Source organism: Rhodococcus sp. Eu-32 (assembly GCF_003336925.1).
Taxonomy (GTDB): domain Bacteria; phylum Actinomycetota; class Actinomycetes; order Mycobacteriales; family Mycobacteriaceae; genus Rhodococcoides; species Rhodococcoides kyotonensis_B.
On the sequence record NZ_QGNK01000001.1, the window covers coordinates 449,551 to 469,239 of the forward strand.

Here is a 19,689-nt window from a genome sequence, read left to right on the forward strand (position 1 = left end):
AGTTGCGTTCAGTGCGTTCGATTCTGCGCCTGGACAGTCGGGAGTTCGCAACTTCCTAGCCTGCGATATAGCTGGGTCGATCGCTGTCAACGCTTACGTTTCCGCGTCGTCGAGGCATCGTCGAGAGCTTTCGCGCGCTTTTCGGCGCGCTTCTCCTTCAGTGACTGCGTCGGTTTTCGAAGAGATTTTCCTGGCATCCGGTCAGCCATCGAGATCGGCCTTTCGATAGTTGGAACTGTTGTCGGTTGGTCCATGAGAGACGGACGCGGGGTGTGTGCGGTGAGGAGCAGATGATCGAAGCGCTCGCGCAACGGTGGCTCCGCCATGCCGCACTCACCGACGGCGTCGAGCAATCGTGTTGCAATAGAGGATATTTCGGTACCGGTGTCGTGCGAGCGCCACATCAACAGATTCAGCGCTTGGTCGGCGGAAATTCCGTAGATCAGCATCAACATTCCGGTAGCTCGATCGATGCGCGGCTGCGTCGTACCGACGCTGTGACCACGCTCTGCGACGGCCAGTTCGACATCGTGGTCGTATGTTTCGGTCATGTCGATGTAAAGACCGGAGGTTTTCAGGTCGTCCGCTGTCGAACCCGCAGCTCGGCTACCCAACAGCACGACGTGTCGACAATGTCCGCGGGTGTCGAGAATACGAATCTTCCGAGAAGTCGGCGTCGTGGATTCGGCCATTTTCGCCATGACACCGAAAGCGTGGCCGCGGTCGGCGTGGTGAACGTGAGAAAGGACCATTGCGGTGGTCGGTGCCATTTCCTGGGCGGGGTATCCGTGCAACGCGGCCACGTCGGGAGACCAATGCCATCGCTCGTCTGCGAGGGAAAATGAGAACTTTCCGACGGGTCCGAGCGGCCTAGATGTTTGCACTGCGAATGTGCTGGTCACATCCACCTCGTTTGCTGGGATGATTTCTCGGGACAGTAGGGCGATCGTCGGCGGAAAGGTGACGACCAGGACGTCACGCAATTCCGACGACGTGCACCATGCACGACGAGCCCGTCGGAAGCGTGTACGTGCGTGTGTCGCCTGCCCTGCTGCCGACCAACGCCGCACCCAATGGTGACGTCGACGAGCAGGTATCACCTACGCCGGCATCGGCGAGAATGCCGGAACTCATGAGAGTGAAAGTCTCGACGCCGTTGTCGTCGTCGCCGAATCGCACTGTGACGACGGAACCGACGTGGGCCGTTCCGTTCTCTACCGGCGTGCAGGTGGTGCTGCCGGCGATGAGTGCGTTCAGCTCGGCCATCCGACGGTCCACCGTGAGCAGTGACTCGAGTGCGCGATGGTAGGGGTCGTTGTTGTCGAGATCTCCCATCGCACGATGTACTGCGACGTCGTGCGACAGCACGGTTCGTCGCTCGATCAAGACCGTCAACTCGTCGCGGAGATCATCCGAATTCGACGAGCCGATCGGCGCATTGTCGATGACAGTCATATTTTCTCCCGGCGCAGTGTTTTTTTGGGGGCGACGATGCGAATGATGCTTCGTCGCGCGAGAGGTTGGCCCTGCAACTGAAAAAGTGACGCGGAAATGGGCAACCTCGGACGAGGATGGTCCGAAATGTTCAGCGGACGAGGCCGAAATGATCTGCGTTGCAGGCGATCCAGTCGGAATATGCGCGGATCGCACGCGAGGTGGTGAAGCGCCGAAACGCTAACCCACCTGCGCAACGTCGGGGATCACGGCCCACACCTTCTTTCCACTCGAAGTCTTGATGCTGACTGTAGCGCAGAAAAAATAAAAAGCCAGTCGCTGACGTCGAACGGCCACGCGAATCGGCCTTTTCGTTTTTCTAGTCGTGATTTCGGTGTGCGCCGATACGGTCGAGAAAAACTCGTGCAGCCGAATTGACCGGACGCCGCGTACGACTTACCAGCGCCAACGATCGCCGAGGCGCGGGGACGACGTCGATGTCGAGCTGCTGCAGAGTCGGTCGTTCCTGCGCGATGGCCACGGGTATGACCGCGACGCCCAGCCCGCGTTCCACGAGATCGAGGAGACGACGCATGTCGCTGACTCGAAACGCTATGTCGCGCAGCACTTTCGAATCGTCGAACAACGCGTCGACCACGGTTTGCAGTCCGACGCCCGCCTCGAAATCGACGTAGGGGTACTCGCCGAGCGTCGACAGTGCGACGCGGCGGCGGTCGGCGAGCGGGTGGTTCGCGCCCACCACCGCCGTCAGGGGCTCGTCGTAGGTGCGCAGTGCGAAAAGAGATGTGGGCACCGGTTGCGCATCCAGGGCCACGAACGCGCAATCCAGCGAGCCTTCCTCGACTGCGTCCAGCAACGTCGTCGTGGTTGCCTCGCGTAGCACGACCTGCACCCTCGGGTAATCCTGATGGAACGTTTCGAGGACGGCGGGGAGGTCCACAGCGGTGAACGTCTGCACGGCACCGATCGCCAGTGATCCCGATTCGAGGTTGTCCACGCCTCGGAGATCGTCACGGGCAGCGGCCACGTCGCCGATGATGCGGCGAGCATGTGAAAGCAGAACGGCGCCAGCGGATGTCAGCAGGACGCGTCGCGTCGTGCGCTCGAAGAGCTGCGCGCCCACCTGACGTTCGAGGGCTCGCACCGACGAACTCAGAGCCGATTGGGAAATGTGCAGTCGCTCTGCGGCTTTGGTGAAGTGCTCGAGGTCTGCGACCGCCACGAAGTGTTCGAGTTGTCGCAGTTCCATTGTTCGACTCTATCGAACTAAACGATAGAAATTATATGTTGGATCGATGAAGCGATTCTCGCGACGATGCAGTGATGCGAACACGTGCAACTGCCGACGCGCCACTGGACTCACGCCTGACCGCAGTGATGGCACTGATTTCCGGCCTCGTGGTCGCGAACAGCTATTACGCGCAGCCATTGGTCGACGCGATCGCCGAGAGTCTGCACGCGTCGACCACGAATGTCGGACTGGTCGTCACTGCGAGCCAGATCGGGTACGCGGTGGGGCTGGCGATGCTCGTCCCTCTCGGTGACCTCGTCGAACGCAGAAAGCTGTTGGCGGTCATGCTGACCGTGACGTGCGCGGCCCTCGTGGTCATGGCAGCAGCACCATCGTGGCAGGTCCTGGCCAGCGCAGCCGTGATAGCCGGTGCGGGCTCCGTGGTCGGTCAGGTTCTGGTGCCGCTGGCCGCGTCGTTGGCCACCGACGACGAACGCGGACGCGTGATCGGCAACGTCATGACCGGGCTGTTGCTGGGCATTCTGTTGTCGCGGGTCGTCGCCGGTCTCATCGCTCAGGTCGGCGGTTGGCGGGCTGTCTTCGTGGTCGCGGCGTCGTTGATGGTTCTCGCATACGTGCTGGTGCGGACCCTGCCGCCGGTTCCGCCCGACGCTTCGCTCACGTACCGGGGTCTGCTGGCGTCCGTCGTTGCATTGGTACGCGAGGAGCGCGTTCTCCGGTGGCGGATCGCGTACGGAACCACGACCTACGCGTCGTTCGGCGTGTTTTGGACGTCGGTGGGATTCCTGCTCGCGGGGCCTGCCTATGGCTGGTCCGACGCGCGAATCGGGCTGTTCACGCTGGTCGGCGTCGCCGGTGCGCTGGCGGCGCGGTTCGCGGGTCGGCTCGCCGATCGTGGCTACGCGCAGCGCCAGACAGGGTTGTTCGTCCTCGTCACGTCGCTCAGTTTCCTGCTCCTTGCCGTCGGCGAGCAGCACGTTCTCGCTCTGGCGGCAGGTGTCGCGCTGCTCGATCTCGGCATCCAGGGCACCCACATCAGCAACCAGAGCCTGTTCTACCCGCTACGACCCGACGCCCGCAGCCGACTCAACACGGCCTACATGACCACCTACTTCCTGGCGGGGTCGATCGGCAGTGCACTGTCCGTCGTGGTCTACACGTGGGCGGGATGGCCGGCAGTCTGCGCGCTGGGTGCCGCGTTCCCCGCACTCGGTTTCGTGCTGTGGGTGGTCGAGTCGTTTTCGAACCGCCGCTCCCACCTGCTACCTTGAACGCCGTTCAAGTTCGCATCACGAGGAGTGATCATGGCAGGCGCACAGGAGTCGACAGTGGCCGGTTCGAAGTTCCGTATCTCGGCCCGTGACATGGCTCAGATCGCTGTATTCGCTGCGTTGCTGGCAGCGCTCGGCCTGCCCGGCGCCATCACCGTCGGCTTCAGTGGTGTTCCGATCACGCTGCAGACGCTCGGCGTCATCCTCGCCGGAGCGATCCTCGGTGCCCGCAAGGGGACGCTGGCCGTCGTCGTGTTCATCGCACTGACGCTGATCGGCCTACCCCTGCTGTCGGGTGGACGCACAGGTCTGACCGCTCTCGCCGGACCCAGCGCCGGGTACCTCATCGGCTGGATTCCCGCCGCCTTGGTCATCGGCCTGCTGACGGCACGCATTCTGCCGAAGTATCCCGTCGTGCTCGGCCTGCTGATCAACGCGCTCGGCGGCATCCTCGTCATCTACGTCTTCGGCACGTTCGGCCTGCTGCTGCGTACCGACATCGGAGTCTGGGGTGCCATCTCCGCCAACTTCGCATTCCTGCCCGGTGATGCGCTGAAGGTCGTCATCGCTACCGTCGTCGCCAAGAGCGTGCACCGCGCCTACCCGGGCCTGATCCGTTCGTGACCGAAGTGCTCGGCGGCGTAGGTGACGCACCGGCACTGAGGTGGGCCGGCCGGACCGTCACCTATGCCGAGTTCGACGCAGCGATCGACGCGTGGCCCGACGAGCCCGTGTGCGACGCGTCGGAACTCGATGTTCCGACGGCCCTCGTCGCCGTCTTCGCCGCTGCTCGCCGGGGCAGAGCAGTACGCGTCGAGAATCCCGATGCGAGGCCCGAGTCCCGCGAAATTCCCGTTGGAGCTTGGCTGCTCGTCGCCACGTCCGGATCGACCGGACGCCCCAGGCCACTGGCACGCACCGTCGCGTCGTGGGCCGACAGCTTCGATGCATTCACCGCGGTCACGGGTCTGAAGCCCGAGGACACGGTCCTGATCACCGGTCCGCTGCACGCGACGATGCACCTTTTCGCGGCCGTCCACGCGTTGCACATCGGTGCGTGCGTCACCGACGACGAGCAGATCGCGACGGCCGCGCACGCCGTGCCTGCGGTACTGCGGCGGCTCGTGCACAACGCCCCACAGCTGCGGACCGTCGTCGTCGCCGGAACCGCACTCGACGCCGGCGCGCAGGAGCGTGCCGCAGGCCTCGACCTCATCGAGTACTACGGCGCCGCCGAGCTGTCGCTCGTTGCCGCGCGCAGGGTGCCCGAACCGCTGAGGCTTCTCGACGGCGTCGAGGCACGAGTGGACGACGGGTTGCTCGTCGTCCGCAGCCCGTACGCCGCGCTCGGAACGCCCGAGTGGGTCGGCGTCGGCGACCTGGCCGAGCTGTCCGACGACGGCACACTCGCCGTGTTCGGCCGCGGCGATGCGGTCATCGACGTCGGGGGCACGACCGTGGTCGCCGAGGATGTCGAACGCATTCTCGACGCCATCGACGGTGTCCGAGCAGCTGCCGCGATCGGTACACCGCACGACGTGCTCGGCGCGACGGTCACCGCGGTGGTCGAGCTGGACGGCGACCTCGACACGGTCAAACAGCACGCCCGTCGCCGACTGCAGAAAGAGGCGGTTCCACGCCGCTGGGTGGTCGTCGACGAGTTGCCACGTACGGGCAGCGGAAAGATCGCGCGTGGTCGGGTGAAAGACTCGCTGTCATGACTGCGATGCCCGTTCTGGTTGCGCCGTGGCGGACGCCGATCGGAAACGCCGGGCACGGTTTCAAGAATCTGACGACGACGAATCTTGCCGCGCCCGTGCTGTCCGCGGTCGTGACGTCGCTGCGCGAATCGGGATGCTCCGACGAGGTCGACGACGTCGTGCTCGGCAACTGCCTGGGCCCGGGCGGTGATCCGGCCCGCATCGCGGCCCTGCGCGCCGGACTCGGCGTCGACGTGCCCGGCGTGACCGTCGACCGCCAATGCGGATCGGGCCTCGACGCCGTCATGCACGCTGCGATGCGTGTCCGCAGCGGCGAGGACCAGCTGATCCTGGCCGGTGGCGTCGAGTCGGCCAGTACCGCGCCGTGGCGCTTCTGGCCACCGGCATCCGATGAAACTCCCGTCCGCTACACCCGTGCTCCCTTCGCGCCCGACGGCTTTCCCGACCCGGACATGGGCGTCGCCGCCGACGATCTCGCGCGCAAGCTCGGAATCAGCCGCGAGCGGCAGGACGCGTACGCCGCGCGGTCGCATGCATGCGCCGCGGCCACCGACTTCTCCCACGAGATCGTCCCGATCGTCGGCCTCTCTCGCGACGAGCGAATTCGACCCAACATGACCCAGCAGAGGCTCGCGCGCCTGCGCCCGAGCTTCGGGGCCGACGGCACCGCGACCGCGGGCAACTCGTGCGGAATCTCCGACGGTGCAGCCGCTCTCGCGGTGACGACCGAAGCGCGTGCGAAAGGGCTTCCCGCACTGCGTGTTCTGGGTTCGGCGGTGGCCGGGTCGGATCCGGCGCTACCGGGCCTCGGTCCGGTGCCTGCGATCGAGAAGGTACTACGACGCACCGGCGTCGCGCTGGCGGACGTCGGGATCGTCGAGATCACCGAAGCATTCGCGTCGGTCGTCCTGGCGGTGACGGACGGCCTCGGCATCGACGAGAACATCGTCTGCCCGCAGGGAGGGGCCATTGCGATGGGGCATCCGTGGGGCGCGTCGGGCGCAATTCTGTTGGTACGCTTGGCAGCTCGAATGCTTGTAGGCGACGGACCCGAGGTAGGGCTTGCGGCCTGCGCCATCGGCGGTGGGCAAGGTATTGCGATGATCGTGGAGCGTGCGTGGTGAGCGAAATCGTGTTCGACTCGGTGCGGCATTCGTTCGGGGACCGAGAAGTGTTGCGCGGCATCAGTGTGACGATTACCGAGCGCCGCGTCGGCATCATCGGCACCAACGGATCGGGCAAGTCGACGCTGGCGCGGATGATCAACGGTCTGCTGACTCCGACGTCGGGCACCGTCACCGTCGACGGCGTGGACGCGTCGAAGAAGGGCGCACAGATCCGCAAGAAGGTCGGCTTCGTCTTCACCGACCCGGACACCCAGATCGTGATGCCGACGGTCGCCGAGGATCTCGCGTTCTCGCTACGCCGATCCGGGCTGAGCAAGACCGAGATCGCCGAACGCGTCCGGGAGATTCTGGTGCGCTTTCGGCTCGACGGCCACGCCGACCATCCGTCGCATCTGCTGTCCGGTGGGCAGAAGCAGTTGCTCGCGATCGGTGCCGTGCTGATCCGGCATCCCGAGGTCGTCATCGCCGACGAGCCGACGACGTTGCTCGATCTGCGCAACGCACGCGTCGTCGCCGAGGCACTGAATTCGATGGATCAGCAAGTGATCGTCGTGACGCATCAGCTGGCCTTGCTCGACGGTTTCGAGCGCGTCGTCGTCATCGACGACGGTCGCGTCGCCTTCGACGGCACCCCGGACGACGCCGTTCCCGCCTATCGAGAGCTCGTCGCGTGATCGGGCTGTATCGACCGGGGAACTCGCTGCTGCACCGACTGCCTGCGGGCGTCAAACTGGTGCTGCTCATCGTCGCGATCCTCGCCGCGACGATCCTGGTCCGCACGCCAGTAGCCGTCGGTGCAGTCGCGGTGGTCGTCGCAGTACTGTTCGCGATAGCCCGCATTCCGGCGAAAGTCGCTGTTGCGCAATTACGTCCGATCGTCTGGATGCTCCTGATCATCGGTGTGTTCCAGGTGATCATCACGTCGTGGCAGCGTGCCGTCGTCGTCTGCGGGCTGTTGCTGATCTCCGTCGCGCTGGCCGCACTCTTCACGCTGACGACGCGGATCAGCGACATGCTCGACACCGTCTCCCGCGCACTGCGGCCGCTACGACGGTTCGGCGTCGACCCCGAGCGCGTCGGTCTGATGCTCGCGCTCGCGATCCGGTGTATTCCGCTGCTCGCCACGATCGTGCACGAGGTCGCGGAGGCACGGAAGGCGCGCGGTCTGCAGTGGTCGATGACGGCACTGGCCACACCGGTTCTCGTGCGGGCACTGCGGACCGCAGATGCCATGGGCGACGCTCTCGTGGCCCGCGGCGTCGACGACGACTGACACCGGCGCCGTCGACGGGAGGTAGCTGCTCAGAGCACGTGCCGCGCCTTCATGCCCGCGAACACCGGTGCGACTCGGACGACGTCGCCCGTGGTGGGTGCGTGCACCATCTGACCGTTGCCGATGTAGATGGCGACGTGGCCGGGGCCGCCGGATTGCCAGTTACCGAACAACAGATCACCGGGCTGCGCCATCGACAGCGGAATCTCGGTGCCGACGTTCCACTGAGTCTCGGACGTGCGCGGCAGTTTCAGCGTGCCGTTCGATGCCTTGTACACCGCGTACGACGTCAGTCCTGAGCAGTCGAACCCGCCGCCCGACGGGCCGTTGATGTTGCCGCCGCCCCACACGTAGGGCAGGCCGAGGTAGTCCATGGCGAGCTGTACGACGCGGCCGCCGATTCCGGCGAGGTCGAGCGCCGAGAACGGCGTCAGCAACGCGGCGAACTGTGGTTCCATCGCTCGGATCTTGGCGACGTACGGTTTCGTCTGATTCTCGTAATCCGGTGTTCCCGACGGCATTCCGCCGGATCGAAGCACGGCCCCGGCGCCTGCGTTGTACCCGGCGATCGTCAGATCCAGTGTGTCGCCCTGGACTCGTCCGTCGGACTTCCATTTCGATACCTGAGAATGTATGTCGCACAACAGGTTTCCCGACGCCATGACCGAGTCGGCGATGCCGTTGATGTCGGCCACTCCGTCGCCGTCGGCGTCCTTGCCGTACTTGCGCCACGTCGACGGCATGAACTGGCCGGGGCCTCGCGCGCCCGAACTCGACACGGGTGACGTCGGGCCGTAGCGAAAACCGTTCTCCGCGGCGTACAGCGCAGCGATGGTCGGGGCCGTGACGCCCTCGCAGAGCGATCCGGCGCGCGTCAGCCAGGGGACGAATGCGGTGATCGCACCGATCGGCGACAGCGAGACACCGGTGAACGTCGCGGGCATGCCCGGGAACAGTGCCCGGCGAACGGCTTCGGCGGCAGGCATGAACGCGGTCTGGTTGGTGAGGTCGGACAGCGAGAAGCTGAGTGAGCCGAACTGCATCGTGCCTGCACCGGACGGGAACAGCGACGGCGCGAACGCACTCGGTGCGACGGGAACGCTCGCCGCCAATTCCGTGGTGGGCAGGGTGGGTGATTCCGGAACCGGCGGCTCGGGTGCCGGGGCGGCCCCGGCTTCCGGCGCCGGCAGCGCCTCCGGCTCGGCGGGCTTCTCGGGCAACAGTGGGTCGGTGGCGGTTTCGAGGGCGGCGGCGCCGTTGTCGAGTGCCGCGCTCGCCGCGTCGCGCGCAGGCTCGGGCATCGATTTCAGCAAGTCGTCGAGTTGCTGCGTCAGCCCGGGCGCGCTGTTCTCCGCTGCGGCAGCCACATCCTCGGCCGCATCCTGAACAGGTTGGGGAAGATCGGTTCCTGCTACGGCGCCTGCGGCGGACACGATGACGGCAACTATCACTGCGATCGGATCGCCTGCCATGTACAACTCCTGGTGCTCGAGCTCTCCCCGACATGCCACGCCAACCCCTTCGCGTGAGCTGACTCACACATCATGCCTTGCCGAGATGATTCGCGGGCCGAAACGGAAACGAGTTCTAGTACGGCCGTGCCGGTGTTGGGTTCGCAGTAAAGTTGTCCCCGATCACAAGGAGGGGTCGTCATCACCAGAAAAGTGCTGTCACCGGACACAGTCTGGGACCCGGGTGAGCAGTTGTTGTCGCAGTGCGTCGTCACCTCGAACGCCTCGCGCACCCTATATCTGTCGGGACAGACGGCGATCACCGCCGACGGTCGATTCGCCGGTATCGACGACGTCGAGGCGCAGATCAGGCTGGCCTTCGAGAACATTCGGCTCATCCTCGCAGCCGCAGACGGCACGCTGGACGACGTCGTGAAGGTGACGGTGTACTTCGTCGACATCGGCAATCTGGATACGTACACCAGAATCCTGGGTGAGCTGTTCCCGCAGACACGGCCCGCGCAGACCGTCGTCGAAGTAGCTCGTTTGGCGATGCCCGAATTACTGATCGAGATCGACGCTGTGGCAGTGCTCTAGAAAGCCTGTCAGATCAGCGTCGCCCAGTAATCCGAGAAGCGGATACCGATTGCGACGACGACGATCGCGTACCAGACAGCGAGGATCGTCCACCGCCATTCGAGCAGGAGCCTGGCCGCCGTGCCTGCGTTCTGGCGATCGACCAGTTGCGACAGCGACACGACGAAGATCGGCATCGTCACGGCCCAGACGACCATGCAGTACGGGCAGAGTGCGCCGATCTCGTACAGGCTCTGGTAGATCAGCCAGTGGATGAACACCTCGCCGAGGAGCGTGCCAAGGCTCAGCCCGAGCCAGTACCAATGCGGCAGTTCTACATTGGCAAGCGTCAGAACGCCGGTGACGACGACGATCGAGAATGCGACGATGCCGAGGATCGGATTGGGAAATCCGAAGACCGCGGCTTGCTCGGTGGTCATGACCGAGCCGCAGGACAGTACCGGGTTCAGGCTGCACGACGGCACGTACGACGCGTCCTCGAGCAGCTTGATCCGCTCGATCGTGAGTGTCAGTGCGGCGAGGAGTCCGAGGACGCCGCCGATCGACAGGACCCACGCGGTGACCCTCGCGGGTCTCACTGTGCTGCGGAAATGGCCGCGCGCAGGCCGTCCGGCGTCGGGTTCTGGACCACGGTGCCGTTCACCGAGACGGTCGGGGTGCCGGTGACGCCGCCGGCGAGCACTTGCTGGGTCTGGCTGGTGACGTAGTCGGTGTAGGTGCCGTCGGTGATGCAGCCGGCCACCTCGGCACTGTCCGCGCCTGCAGAGGCAGCGATGGCGACGAGCTCGTCGTCGGTCAGACCGCTGCCGCCCTCGGCGGGCTGCTGCTCGAACATGGCCGTGTGCCACGCCGGCCAATCGGCGATGTCCGCGTCCGCGACACACATGCTCGCGTTGGCTGCGCGGGTGGAGTAGTTGGTCGACGACATGCGGTCGAGAATCGCGATGGGCTTGTAGTCGACCGCGACGGTGTTGTCGGCGACGAGGTCCGAGAGGGTGTCACCGCTGATGGCTTCGAACTGCTTGCAGGCCGGGCACTGGAAGTCCTCGACGACCGTGACGACGACGGCCGCGTTCGGATCGCCGATGCGGATGGCGCCGTCCGAGGTGACTGCCGACGGGGTGGCGGCGGGTGTTGCGGTGCTGTCGTCGGACTTCTTCGATGCGATCGAGAATCCGATGACGGCGATGAGCGCAATCAGTACGACGGCGACACCGATCTGGATCAGTGTGCGGCGCTGCTTGTCCTTCTTGCCCTGCAGAGCGGCAGCGGCTGCCTGTGCCTTCTTCTTGCTGTTGTTGCTCACTGGTTCCCTCGCTCACCCGAAAAAGTCCTTCGGCCAGGATAAGCGCGCGAACCTGAGCGCTACGTAAGAGCGACGATCCGCTCGACGGCGTATCCGTAGCCCGCGATGCCGAGTCCGGCGACTACTCCGCTGGCGATGGGGGAGACGAACGAGTGGTGACGGAACTCCTCGCGTGCGTGGACGTTGCTGATGTGCACTTCGACGATGGGCACCTCGGGGATGACGAGCGCATCCCGGAGTGCGACGGACGTGTGAGTGAGACCACCGGGGTTGATCACGATGCCCGACGCCTTCCCACGGGCTTCGTGGATCCAGTCGATGAGCATGCCCTCGTGGTTCGACTGTTCGGCGCGGACGGTGCGTCCGTGCGCGGCAGCGGTTTTCTCGCACAGGGCGACGACGTCGTCGAGCGTTTCGTGACCGTACACGTCGGGCTGACGGGTGCCGAGCATGTTCAGGTTCGGTCCGTTGAGCACCAGGATGTAGCCGTCGGTCATGGGATTGCTCACTTTCTCTTCGCCTCGCGCCGCCGGGTCGAATCCTTCCACAGGCCACCCGGCAGAATGTTCACAGTGAAAACAGTGTGGGTGGTGTGGGGAGTCGGCGTCTTCGCGTACATCGTCGCCATCCTTCACCGCACTGCTTTCGGCGTCGCCGGTCTCGAAGCGGCGTCTCGTTTCTCGATCAACCCAGCGGTGTTGTCGTCGTTCGTCGTGCTGCAGGTCGTCGTGTACGCGGCGATGCAGATCCCGGCAGGACTGTTGTTGGACCGTGTCGGATCGCGCAAGATGATCGCGCTCGGTGCGCTTCTGATGACGACGGCGCAGGTCATGCTGGCCGTGACCGAGTCGCTGCCGGTGGCCGTCGCGGCCCGTGCCCTCGTCGGTATCGGTGACGCCCTGACGTTCATCTCGGTGCTGCGGCTGGTGCCGCGATGGTTCCCTCCGCGTCAGGTGCCGATCGTGTCGCAGCTGACCGGTCTGATCGGGCAGTCGGGACAAATTCTGTCCGCGGTGCCGTTCCTGATTCTGCTGCAGGGACCCGGGTGGACGTTCGCGTTCGGCAGTGCCGCGTCGCTCGGCCTGTTGGCCTTCGTGCTCGCGTTGTCCCTGATTCGGGACACACCTGCCGGCGCCGACGTCGTCGAATCGACGACGTCCCTGCGGGAGACGTTCGGATCGATCGGCCAGGTGTGGAAGCGCCCTGGCACGCGGCTCGGATTCTTCAGTCACATGGGCACGCAGTTCTCGATCACCGTGTTCGCGCTGCTGTGGGGCATCCCGTACCTGACGTCCGGGCAGGGTCTGTCGGCGTCGACGGCAGGAGGGTTGCTGTCGATCTCGGTGGTGTCGTCGGTCTTCTCGGGAATCTGCCTCGGCATTCTCACCGGCCGGTATCCGATGCGTCGGTCGTGGTTGGTGTTGGCCGTCATGGTCAGCAATGCCGCGATGTGGGGCATCGTGCTGGCGTTGCCCGGCCCGGCGCCGTTGTGGCTGCTGGTGCTGCTGGTGGTCGTCATCTCGGTCGGTGGTCCCGGGTCGATGATCGGGTTCGACTACGCCCGCACCTTCAACCCGAGCGCTAACCTCGGTACGGCTCAGGGCATGGTCAACATCGGCGGGTTCACGGCGTCGCTCCTCGTGATCGCCGCGATCGGATGGATTCTGCAGGCGCTGGGCGGTTACACGTTCGACGCGTTCCGCGTCGCCTTTCTCGCGCAGTACCCGGTGTGGATCGTCGCGATCATCGGGGTGTTGCTGACGCGTCGCAAGACTCGTCGTCAGCTGGCCGACGAGGGCATCTACCCGCACACGATGCGGGAGGTCATTCAGCGCGTTCGCGACCGGTAGTGCTTCCCGCGAGCGTCGCGACGGCCGTCGGCGCGGCCAGTCCCCGCAACGTGACGTGCCCTGTGCCATGCCACTGCTCGGCCTCGTCGGCCGCGGCGACGTCGACGACATCCGCCGCGACGAGGACCCGCGACGGTTCGGTCTTCGCCAGGTCCGACAGCCTCGCCGCACAGTTCACCGGCTCGCCGATGACGGTGTACTCGTAGCGTGTTTTCGCACCGATGTCGCCGGCGAAGACCTGTCCGGCTGCGACGCCGATTCCGAAATCCATCGAGTCGAGTGCCTGCAGCGCGACGCGCAGATTGCGTGCGGCGCGCAACGCAGCCGTTGCCGGGTCATCGATGGGCTGCGGCGCACCGAAGATCGCGAGTGCCGCGTCGCCCTCGAATTTGTTGATGAAGCCGTGGTTGTCGTCGACGGTTTCGACGACGATCGCAAGAAACTCGTTCAATGCTTCGGCGACGCGTTCGGGCGGATGATCGACGGCGAAAGACGTCGACCCGACGAGGTCGATGAACAGCACCGCCGCGTAGCGGACGTCGCCACGGGGGAAGTCCGACTCCTCGAGCGCGCGCGAGGCGACCTGTGCGCCGACGTGTCGACCGAACAGGTCACGAAGACGCTCACGCTCGGCCAACCCGGCAGCCATGCTGTTGAATCCGCGCTGCAGAGTCCCGATCTCGGATGCGTCGTAGACCGGGACCGCGACGTCGGTTCTGCCGTCTTCGATTTCCGTCATGGCCGAGCTCACTTCACGGACGGGCTCCGACACCGACCGGGCGACGAGTATCGTCCCGCGCAAGCCGGTGGCCAGCGCGATCGCCGACACGATCAGTATCGGGAGCTCGATGGGTGCCTCGATCTTCAAGGGCGTACCGGTGGCGTGGACGACGACGATGAGCGTGATCGCCGCGACAGGAATCGCCGTGCAGACGAGCCACGTGCCGATGAGGCGGGTGAGGACGGATGATTCCGGCCGCGTTCTCGGTGCCGTCGCCGACGCGAGCGCGGCCACCGGGCGGAGTGCTCGCTCGGTGAGAAGGTAGCCCGTGCCCGCCGTCGTCACGGCGCCGAAGACCGTGCCGACGACGATCAGCACGGTGATGTCGCGATCGGTGTCGTGGGTCAGCAACGCAAGCGCGAAACCGAAGACGAGCCACATCACCAGGTGGGAGATCGTGTGACGCAGCGGTGTTCGGACAGCGTGCCGGGACTGTCCTGCCGTCGGGACGTCCCCGCGCGCGACCCAGCGCAGAGTGGGAACGATCAGCAGGACACCTGCCGCTGCGCCGGTCGTGATGCCCAGCGGCACGATCCAGCGGAATGCGCTGTAGGCCGGGTCGGTCAGGACCCCTGCCACCGACGTCGACTCGGATCGGGCCAGTAGAGCGACGACGAATCCGACCTGGACCGCGGCGACGACGTTGAGGACGATCAGCGAAATGCCGTAGTGCGCCGCAACTCTGCGAACCTGGACCTGGTTGTCGGGCATGGTGTCGAATTCTGCTCTTCTCACGTGCCCGGTCGGGTGAAATCTCTTTGCAATCTCATCCGGCCGCGAGCATGCTGGTGGTCTGCTTTTAGTTGCATGACGTAAGCAAACAAAACGTAAAGGTGTGACCAAGCGTGGTATCCCAACCTGACGTGACGGCATCCGATTCCGGCGAGTACAGCCACCGGGAGATCATGACGATCCTGTCCGGGCTGATGCTCGGCATGTTCCTCGCTGCGTTGGACCAGACGATCGTGTCGACGTCGGTGCGCACGATCGCCGACGACCTCAACGGGTTCTCGATCCTGGCGTGGGTGACGACGGCGTACCTGATCACCTCGACGGTGTCGACGCCGTTGTACGGCAAGCTGTCCGACCTCTACGGGCGCAAGCCGTTCTTCATGACGGCCATCTCGATCTTCGTCGTCGGCTCGATGCTGTGTGGGATCGCGACGTCGATGTACGAGCTCGCTGCGTTCCGGGCCGTGCAGGGCCTCGGCGCGGGGGGTCTGATGTCGATGGCGCTGGCCATCATCGGTGACATCGTGCCGCCCCGTGAGCGAGCGAAGTACCAGGGCTATTTTCTGGCCGTGTTCGGCACCTCGAGCGTCCTCGGTCCCGTCATCGGTGGCCTGTTGGCCGGCCAGTCGTCGATCCTCGGGATCACCGGGTGGCGCTGGGTCTTCTACATCAACGTTCCGCTCGGCATCATCGCGCTCGTCGTGGTGTGGCGGGTGCTTAATCTGCCTGTATATCGGCGGGAGGCGCGCGTCGACTGGTGGGGAGCGGTGTTGCTGACCATCGGCCTCGTCCCGTTGCTGATCGTCGCCGAGCAGGGCCGCGTCTGGGGATGGACGTCGGCGCGTGCGTCGACCTGCTTCGCCATCGGTGTCGTCGGCGTCGTGCTGTTCGTTCTGGTCGAGATCAAGATGCGCGACGACGCCCTCATCCCCATGCGGTTCTTCCGGAACCGTCTGTTCGCGCTGTGCATCGCGGTCAGTGTCATCGCCGGTGCGGCGATGTTCGGTGGTATCTCGCTGTTGCCGCAGTATCTGCAGGTCGTGAAGGGCTCGTCGCCGACGCTCGCCGGGTATCAGACGCTTCCGCTCGTCGGGGCGCTCATGGTCGCGTCGATCGTGTCGGGTCGCGTCATCTCGAAGACCGGTCGATACAAGATCTTCCCGATCGTCGGCACCGCGTTGATGGCGATTGCGATGTTCGCGTTCCACTACGTGGGTGCGGACACCCCGCTGTGGCAGACGATGATCGTGATGGCTGTGTTCGGCATCGGACTGGGGTCGATGATGCAGCCCCTCACGTTGGCGATCCAGAACGCGATGCCACCGAAGGACATGGGTGTGTCGACGTCCGCGGCGACCTTCTTCCGTCAGATCGGGGCGACGCTGGGTGTCGCGGTGTTTCTGTCGATGCTGTTCAACCAGCTCACGCCGAAGACCGGGGATGCGCTCGTGGCGGCCAGTTCGGATCCCGACTTCCAGGAGGCGGTGAAGACGGCTGCCACCAGCAGTGATCCGCTCGAGTCCGGCTACGCGAACGCACTGATCACGCACGATTCTTCGGTCGCGGGGAGTGCGCTGACCGACTCGTCGTTCATTCAGAAGATCGACTCGGTTCTGGCCGAGCCGTTCCGGATCGGTTTCTCGAACGCGATGGACTACGTGTTCCTGGCGGTGTCGATTCTGATGGTCGTCGGATTCGTGCTCGTGCTATTCGTCAAGGAGGTGCCGCTGCGGACGATGTCCGGCATCGCGGCCGCGCGTCAGGAGCGAGAGGCGGAGGCTAGGGGTGAGGAGTTATAGCGTTCACCAGGGCTCGCATGGCCGACGCGGCGCTGTCCGTCTCGGTCGGCCCGAGCGCCGCCAACGCTGCGACCAGGGCGGCGATCTCCTCGAACGTCAGGTCCACAGGTCGAACTCGCGCGTGCCTGGGTAATCGGCTGCCGCCGCCGTTGCCTGGGACAGCGACGATCGGAACGCCGGATTCGACGAGGCGTCGGCGATCTCGTTCGGCGGTCCGGACGCTGACGCCGAGCTTCGCGGCAAGCACTTCCGTGGACGCCGGGATGGGCGAGTCCGCCAGGATCTCGATCAGCCGTTGCTGGCGTGCGACGCGTCGCAGAGTCAAGTGGTTGTCACGGGAGCTGGCGCTCAGGTCGCGGGGCACGTACGAATTCTTTCCGATCCCCGACACAGGCGTGGCGGTAATGCGTCGTACGTTGCCGAACATGAGCATCGACGAACAAGAGACGATCGAGAATTTCTTCGCCCGGTACACCGGCTACCTGTCCGACGGCGACATCGACGGACTCGTCGACATCTACAACTATCCGGCGCTGGCGGTGTCACCTCACGGATGTCTGGCCGTCACCGATCCGCAGCAGACCCGCGACTTCTTCACCGAGGGTCGACAGTTCTACCGCTCGCGGGGCATTCACGCGGTGCGCGCGAAGAACATCGTGACCGAGATCGAAGGTGATGGAATCTGGGTGGGTCACCTGCTGCTCGAGAACCTCGGCGCCGATGGTGACCCGGTAGGCGTCGAACGCAACGCCTATCAAGTCGTCATGGGGGCGGACGGGATGCGTCGTATCGCGGTGTCGACGCCGCTGGATGGGGTGTGATCGGTTCACAGCTTTCCTCGAGCGTGCTCCCAGTCCGGACGCAAGTAGCGGGGTCACTCTGGTCGCAAGACATCGTCGATGGAGGACCACCGTGACCACACCACTTCTGCCACCGCGAGCGACTTCGCAGCCGCGCGCTGCGTCTCGGCACCGCCGCGCGCGTCGTTTCACGTCGAACCGCGATCATGTTCTGCTGGCCGCGCTGCTCGTCGCCACGGCGGTGCTCTATCTGTGGAATCTGACTGCGAGCGGCTACGCCAACACCTTCTATGCCGCGGCGGCGCAGGCGGGTTCGAAGGACTGGACGGCATGGTTCTTCGGTTCGCTCGACTCGTCGAACTTCATCACCGTCGACAAGCCGCCGGCGTCGCTGTGGATGATGGGCCTGTCCGCGAGGATCTTCGGATTCTCCAGCGCGAGCCTGCTCGTCCCGCAAGCGCTCATGGGTGTCGGCGCGGTAGCGACGGTGTATGCCGCGGTGAAGCGGGTCGCGAATCCGACTGCCGGTCTGCTGGCCGGTGCTGCATTGGCGACGATTCCCGCTGCTGCTCTGATGTTCCGGTTCGACAATCCCGACGCGCTGCTGGTGCTGCTGATGTCGGTGGGCGCGTACTTCGTCGTGCGGTCGTTGCAGACTGCGGTCGGTCGTCGTGCTGCGATGTGGCTCGCGTTCGCCGGTGTCGCACTGGGATTCGCGTTCTTGACGAAGATGCTGCAAGGCCTGCTGGTGTTGCCCGCGTTCGGACTGACGTATCTCGTTGCGGGACAGGCACGTCTGCGTGCGCGCCTGCTGCATCTCGTCGGTGCTGCCGCGGCATTGATCGCCGGTGCCGGGTGGTGGGTCGTGACGGTCGCGTTGTGGCCTGCCGATGCTCGTCCGTACGTCGGTGGTTCGACGGACAACACCGTGATGGATCTGGTGCTCGGCTACAACGGGCTCGGGCGCATTTTCGGAGGAAGCGGGAACGGTGGTGGGGGTGGCGGCGGCATGGGCGGTGGCGCTGCGGGTTCCAGTTTCGGCGGTGCCACCGGCCTGGATCGGTTGTTCGGAAGCGAGATGGGTATCGAGATTTCGTGGCTCGTTCCGGCTGCGCTGATCGCATTGGTGTTCGGGTTGATTGCCCGCGGTCGTGCGCCGCGGACGGATCTGCTGCGAGCCTCGCTCGTGCTGTGGGGTGGCTGGTTCCTCGTGACGGGCCTGATCTTCAGTTACATGTCCGGCACGATTCATCCCTACTACACGGTGGCTCTGGCGCCCGCGATCGCAGGTCTGATCGGTACGGGCGGGTACGCACTGTGGTTGCGCCGTGAATCGATCTGCGGCAGAGCAGGTCTGGCGACGGTGATGCTTGCTGCCGGAATCTGGTCGTGGGTTTTGCTGAACCGCAATGCCGATTGGCTGCCCGCATTGAAATGGCTCTTGTTGGTGGGCACGGTCGTCGGAGCTGCACTCTGGCTTGTGGCCGGTCGGATCCGGAAGTTGGCGGCTGTGGCGCTGATCGTCGGGGCGCTGGCAGGACTCGGTGGTGGGACGTCGTACGCCATCGCGACGGCGGCGACCGCGCATGGTGGATCCATCCCGACCGCTGGTCCGACCGGTGCCGTCTCCGATACCGGTATGGGCGGCGGCATGGGTGGCGGCATGCGGATGCCGAGTGACGGTCAGGCGCCCAGTGGTGAAATGCCGAGCGGTGAGATGCCGGCCGGTGGGATGTCCGGCGGTGAGGTGCCCAGCGGTATGGGTGATGGTCAGCAGCCCGGCGCGTCGATGTCCGACAGCACCCAGGCGGGTATTCCGTCCGGCGGCGCTCCGTCCGGCGGCCCGGGTATGTCGTCGCAATCGTCCGATGCGGTGAACGAGTTGCTCGAATCTGCCGACACCACGTGGTCGGCTGCGGTGAACGGTTCGCAGTCGGCCGCAACGTACGAGCTGGCTACCGATACGGCCGTCATGGCGATCGGTGGGTGGAGCAGTGACCCTGCTCCGACGCTCGACCAGTTCATCGCGTATGTCGCGGACCATCAGGTGAAGTACTACATCTCGAGTGGTCAGGGCGGAGGCATGGGCGGACAGGGCGGTCCCGGCGGCAGCTCGGACAGCACGTCGTCCGAAATCGCCGAATGGGTGGCTGCTAATTTCACGGCCACGACTGTCGACGGCACGACCGTCTACGACCTCAGCACCTACGCCGGCTGAGCCACGCAGCACCATGACATGGCCCGCGACTTCAGGCCATGACGCGTAGATCCCCT

General features: G+C 65.2%; 20 protein-coding genes. 11 read left to right on the top strand and 9 right to left on the bottom strand.

All coding sequences use genetic code 11. The features are described 5' to 3' along the window. Positions 1 to 86: 86 nt before the first annotated feature. From DK926_RS02230 to DK926_RS02240, 3 genes are all read right to left on the bottom strand, one after another. A complete protein-coding gene (locus DK926_RS02230) occupies positions 87 to 1,070 on the bottom strand; it encodes an ANTAR domain-containing protein (protein ID WP_114328288.1) in 984 nt (327 codons plus the stop codon). Beyond that, positions 976 to 1,455, bottom strand: coding sequence for a GreA/GreB family elongation factor (locus DK926_RS02235; RefSeq protein ID WP_114328290.1), 480 nt, complete (start codon positions 1,453 to 1,455; stop codon positions 976 to 978). The genes DK926_RS02230 and DK926_RS02235 overlap by 95 nt, the downstream gene beginning before the upstream one ends. A 358-nt stretch (positions 1,456 to 1,813) precedes the next feature. Then, entirely contained in the window at positions 1,814 to 2,704 is an 891-nt protein-coding gene (locus DK926_RS02240) for a LysR substrate-binding domain-containing protein (RefSeq protein WP_114328292.1), read from the bottom strand. A 74-nt stretch (positions 2,705 to 2,778) separates the two neighbouring features. Here DK926_RS02240 and DK926_RS02245 point away from each other — a divergent pair, with 74 nt between their 5' ends. From DK926_RS02245 to DK926_RS02270, 6 genes are read left to right on the top strand one after another with little or no spacing between them, the layout of a single operon-like run. Continuing rightward, entirely contained in the window at positions 2,779 to 3,978 is a 1,200-nt protein-coding gene (locus tag DK926_RS02245; RefSeq protein ID WP_207890713.1) for an MFS transporter, read from the top strand. A 33-nt stretch (positions 3,979 to 4,011) separates the two neighbouring features. After that, positions 4,012 to 4,602: a biotin transporter BioY gene (locus DK926_RS02250; protein WP_243636594.1), complete on the top strand. Its 591-nt coding sequence runs from the start codon at positions 4,012 to 4,014 to the stop codon at positions 4,600 to 4,602. Further along, positions 4,599 to 5,699: an AMP-binding protein gene (locus tag DK926_RS02255; protein ID WP_114328294.1), complete on the top strand. Its 1,101-nt coding sequence runs from the start codon at positions 4,599 to 4,601 to the stop codon at positions 5,697 to 5,699. The genes DK926_RS02250 and DK926_RS02255 overlap by 4 nt, the downstream gene beginning before the upstream one ends. Continuing rightward, positions 5,696 to 6,823 (top strand): thiolase family protein, encoded by a 1,128-nt coding sequence (locus tag DK926_RS02260; protein WP_114328296.1) that lies wholly within the window; start codon positions 5,696 to 5,698, stop codon positions 6,821 to 6,823. Before DK926_RS02255 ends, DK926_RS02260 begins: the two co-directional genes overlap by 4 nt. Continuing rightward, positions 6,820 to 7,500 carry an ABC transporter ATP-binding protein gene (locus tag DK926_RS02265; protein ID WP_114328675.1) on the top strand — a complete coding sequence of 227 codons (681 nt, stop codon included), beginning with the start codon at positions 6,820 to 6,822 and terminating at the stop codon, positions 7,498 to 7,500. Before DK926_RS02260 ends, DK926_RS02265 begins: the two co-directional genes overlap by 4 nt. Beyond that, positions 7,497 to 8,099, top strand: a complete 603-nt coding sequence (locus tag DK926_RS02270) for an energy-coupling factor transporter transmembrane protein EcfT (protein ID WP_114328298.1) — start codon at positions 7,497 to 7,499, stop codon at positions 8,097 to 8,099. The genes DK926_RS02265 and DK926_RS02270 overlap by 4 nt, the downstream gene beginning before the upstream one ends. A gap of 29 nt (positions 8,100 to 8,128) precedes the next feature. Here DK926_RS02270 and DK926_RS02275 read toward each other — a convergent pair whose 3' ends face one another. After that, entirely contained in the window at positions 8,129 to 9,571 is a 1,443-nt protein-coding gene (locus DK926_RS02275) for a bifunctional lytic transglycosylase/C40 family peptidase (protein ID WP_114328300.1), read from the bottom strand. Positions 9,572 to 9,763: 192 nt separating this feature from the next. Between DK926_RS02275 and DK926_RS02280 the strand changes: the two genes are divergently transcribed. Then, positions 9,764 to 10,147 carry a RidA family protein gene (locus DK926_RS02280; RefSeq protein ID WP_243636595.1) on the top strand — a complete coding sequence of 128 codons (384 nt, stop codon included), beginning with the start codon at positions 9,764 to 9,766 and terminating at the stop codon, positions 10,145 to 10,147. An 8-nt stretch (positions 10,148 to 10,155) separates the two neighbouring features. Here the strand turns inward: DK926_RS02280 and DK926_RS02285 are convergent, their stop codons facing one another. From DK926_RS02285 to aroQ, 3 genes are read right to left on the bottom strand one after another with little or no spacing between them, the layout of a single operon-like run. After that, positions 10,156 to 10,725, bottom strand: a complete 570-nt coding sequence (locus DK926_RS02285) for a vitamin K epoxide reductase family protein (protein WP_114328302.1) — start codon at positions 10,723 to 10,725, stop codon at positions 10,156 to 10,158. Further along, positions 10,722 to 11,453 carry a thioredoxin domain-containing protein gene (locus tag DK926_RS02290; protein WP_114328304.1) on the bottom strand — a complete coding sequence of 244 codons (732 nt, stop codon included), beginning with the start codon at positions 11,451 to 11,453 and terminating at the stop codon, positions 10,722 to 10,724. The genes DK926_RS02285 and DK926_RS02290 overlap by 4 nt, the downstream gene beginning before the upstream one ends. 59 nt (positions 11,454 to 11,512) lie before the next feature. Further along, on the bottom strand, positions 11,513 to 11,950 hold the full coding sequence (gene aroQ, locus DK926_RS02295) for a type II 3-dehydroquinate dehydratase (protein WP_207890727.1): 438 nt from the start codon (positions 11,948 to 11,950) through the stop codon (positions 11,513 to 11,515). Between the two features lie 66 nt (positions 11,951 to 12,016). Between aroQ and DK926_RS02300 the strand changes: the two genes are divergently transcribed. Continuing rightward, positions 12,017 to 13,303, top strand: a complete 1,287-nt coding sequence (locus DK926_RS02300; RefSeq protein ID WP_114328308.1) for an MFS transporter — start codon at positions 12,017 to 12,019, stop codon at positions 13,301 to 13,303. Here DK926_RS02300 and DK926_RS02305 read toward each other — a convergent pair. Next, complete coding sequence (locus DK926_RS02305) at positions 13,278 to 14,795, bottom strand: adenylate/guanylate cyclase domain-containing protein (protein WP_114328310.1); 1,518 nt, start codon at positions 14,793 to 14,795, stop codon at positions 13,278 to 13,280. The two genes, DK926_RS02300 and DK926_RS02305, sit on opposite strands and share 26 nt — an antisense overlap. A 194-nt stretch (positions 14,796 to 14,989) precedes the next feature. On the opposite strand from DK926_RS02305, the gene DK926_RS02310 reads away from it, so the two are divergent. Continuing rightward, positions 14,990 to 16,615 carry an MDR family MFS transporter gene (locus DK926_RS02310; protein ID WP_114328677.1) on the top strand — a complete coding sequence of 542 codons (1,626 nt, stop codon included), beginning with the start codon at positions 14,990 to 14,992 and terminating at the stop codon, positions 16,613 to 16,615. Here DK926_RS02310 and DK926_RS02315 read toward each other — a convergent pair. Next, on the bottom strand, positions 16,596 to 16,979 hold the full coding sequence (locus DK926_RS02315) for an HTH domain-containing protein (protein ID WP_243636596.1): 384 nt from the start codon (positions 16,977 to 16,979) through the stop codon (positions 16,596 to 16,598). The two genes, DK926_RS02310 and DK926_RS02315, sit on opposite strands and share 20 nt — an antisense overlap. 61 nt (positions 16,980 to 17,040) lie before the next feature. On the opposite strand from DK926_RS02315, the gene DK926_RS02320 reads away from it, so the two are divergent. Further along, complete coding sequence (locus tag DK926_RS02320) at positions 17,041 to 17,436, top strand: hypothetical protein (protein WP_114328679.1); 396 nt, start codon at positions 17,041 to 17,043, stop codon at positions 17,434 to 17,436. Positions 17,437 to 17,626: 190 nt separating this feature from the next. Continuing rightward, on the top strand, positions 17,627 to 19,633 hold the full coding sequence (locus DK926_RS02325) for a glycosyltransferase family 39 protein (protein WP_114328681.1): 2,007 nt from the start codon (positions 17,627 to 17,629) through the stop codon (positions 19,631 to 19,633). Positions 19,634 to 19,689 lie beyond the last annotated feature (56 nt).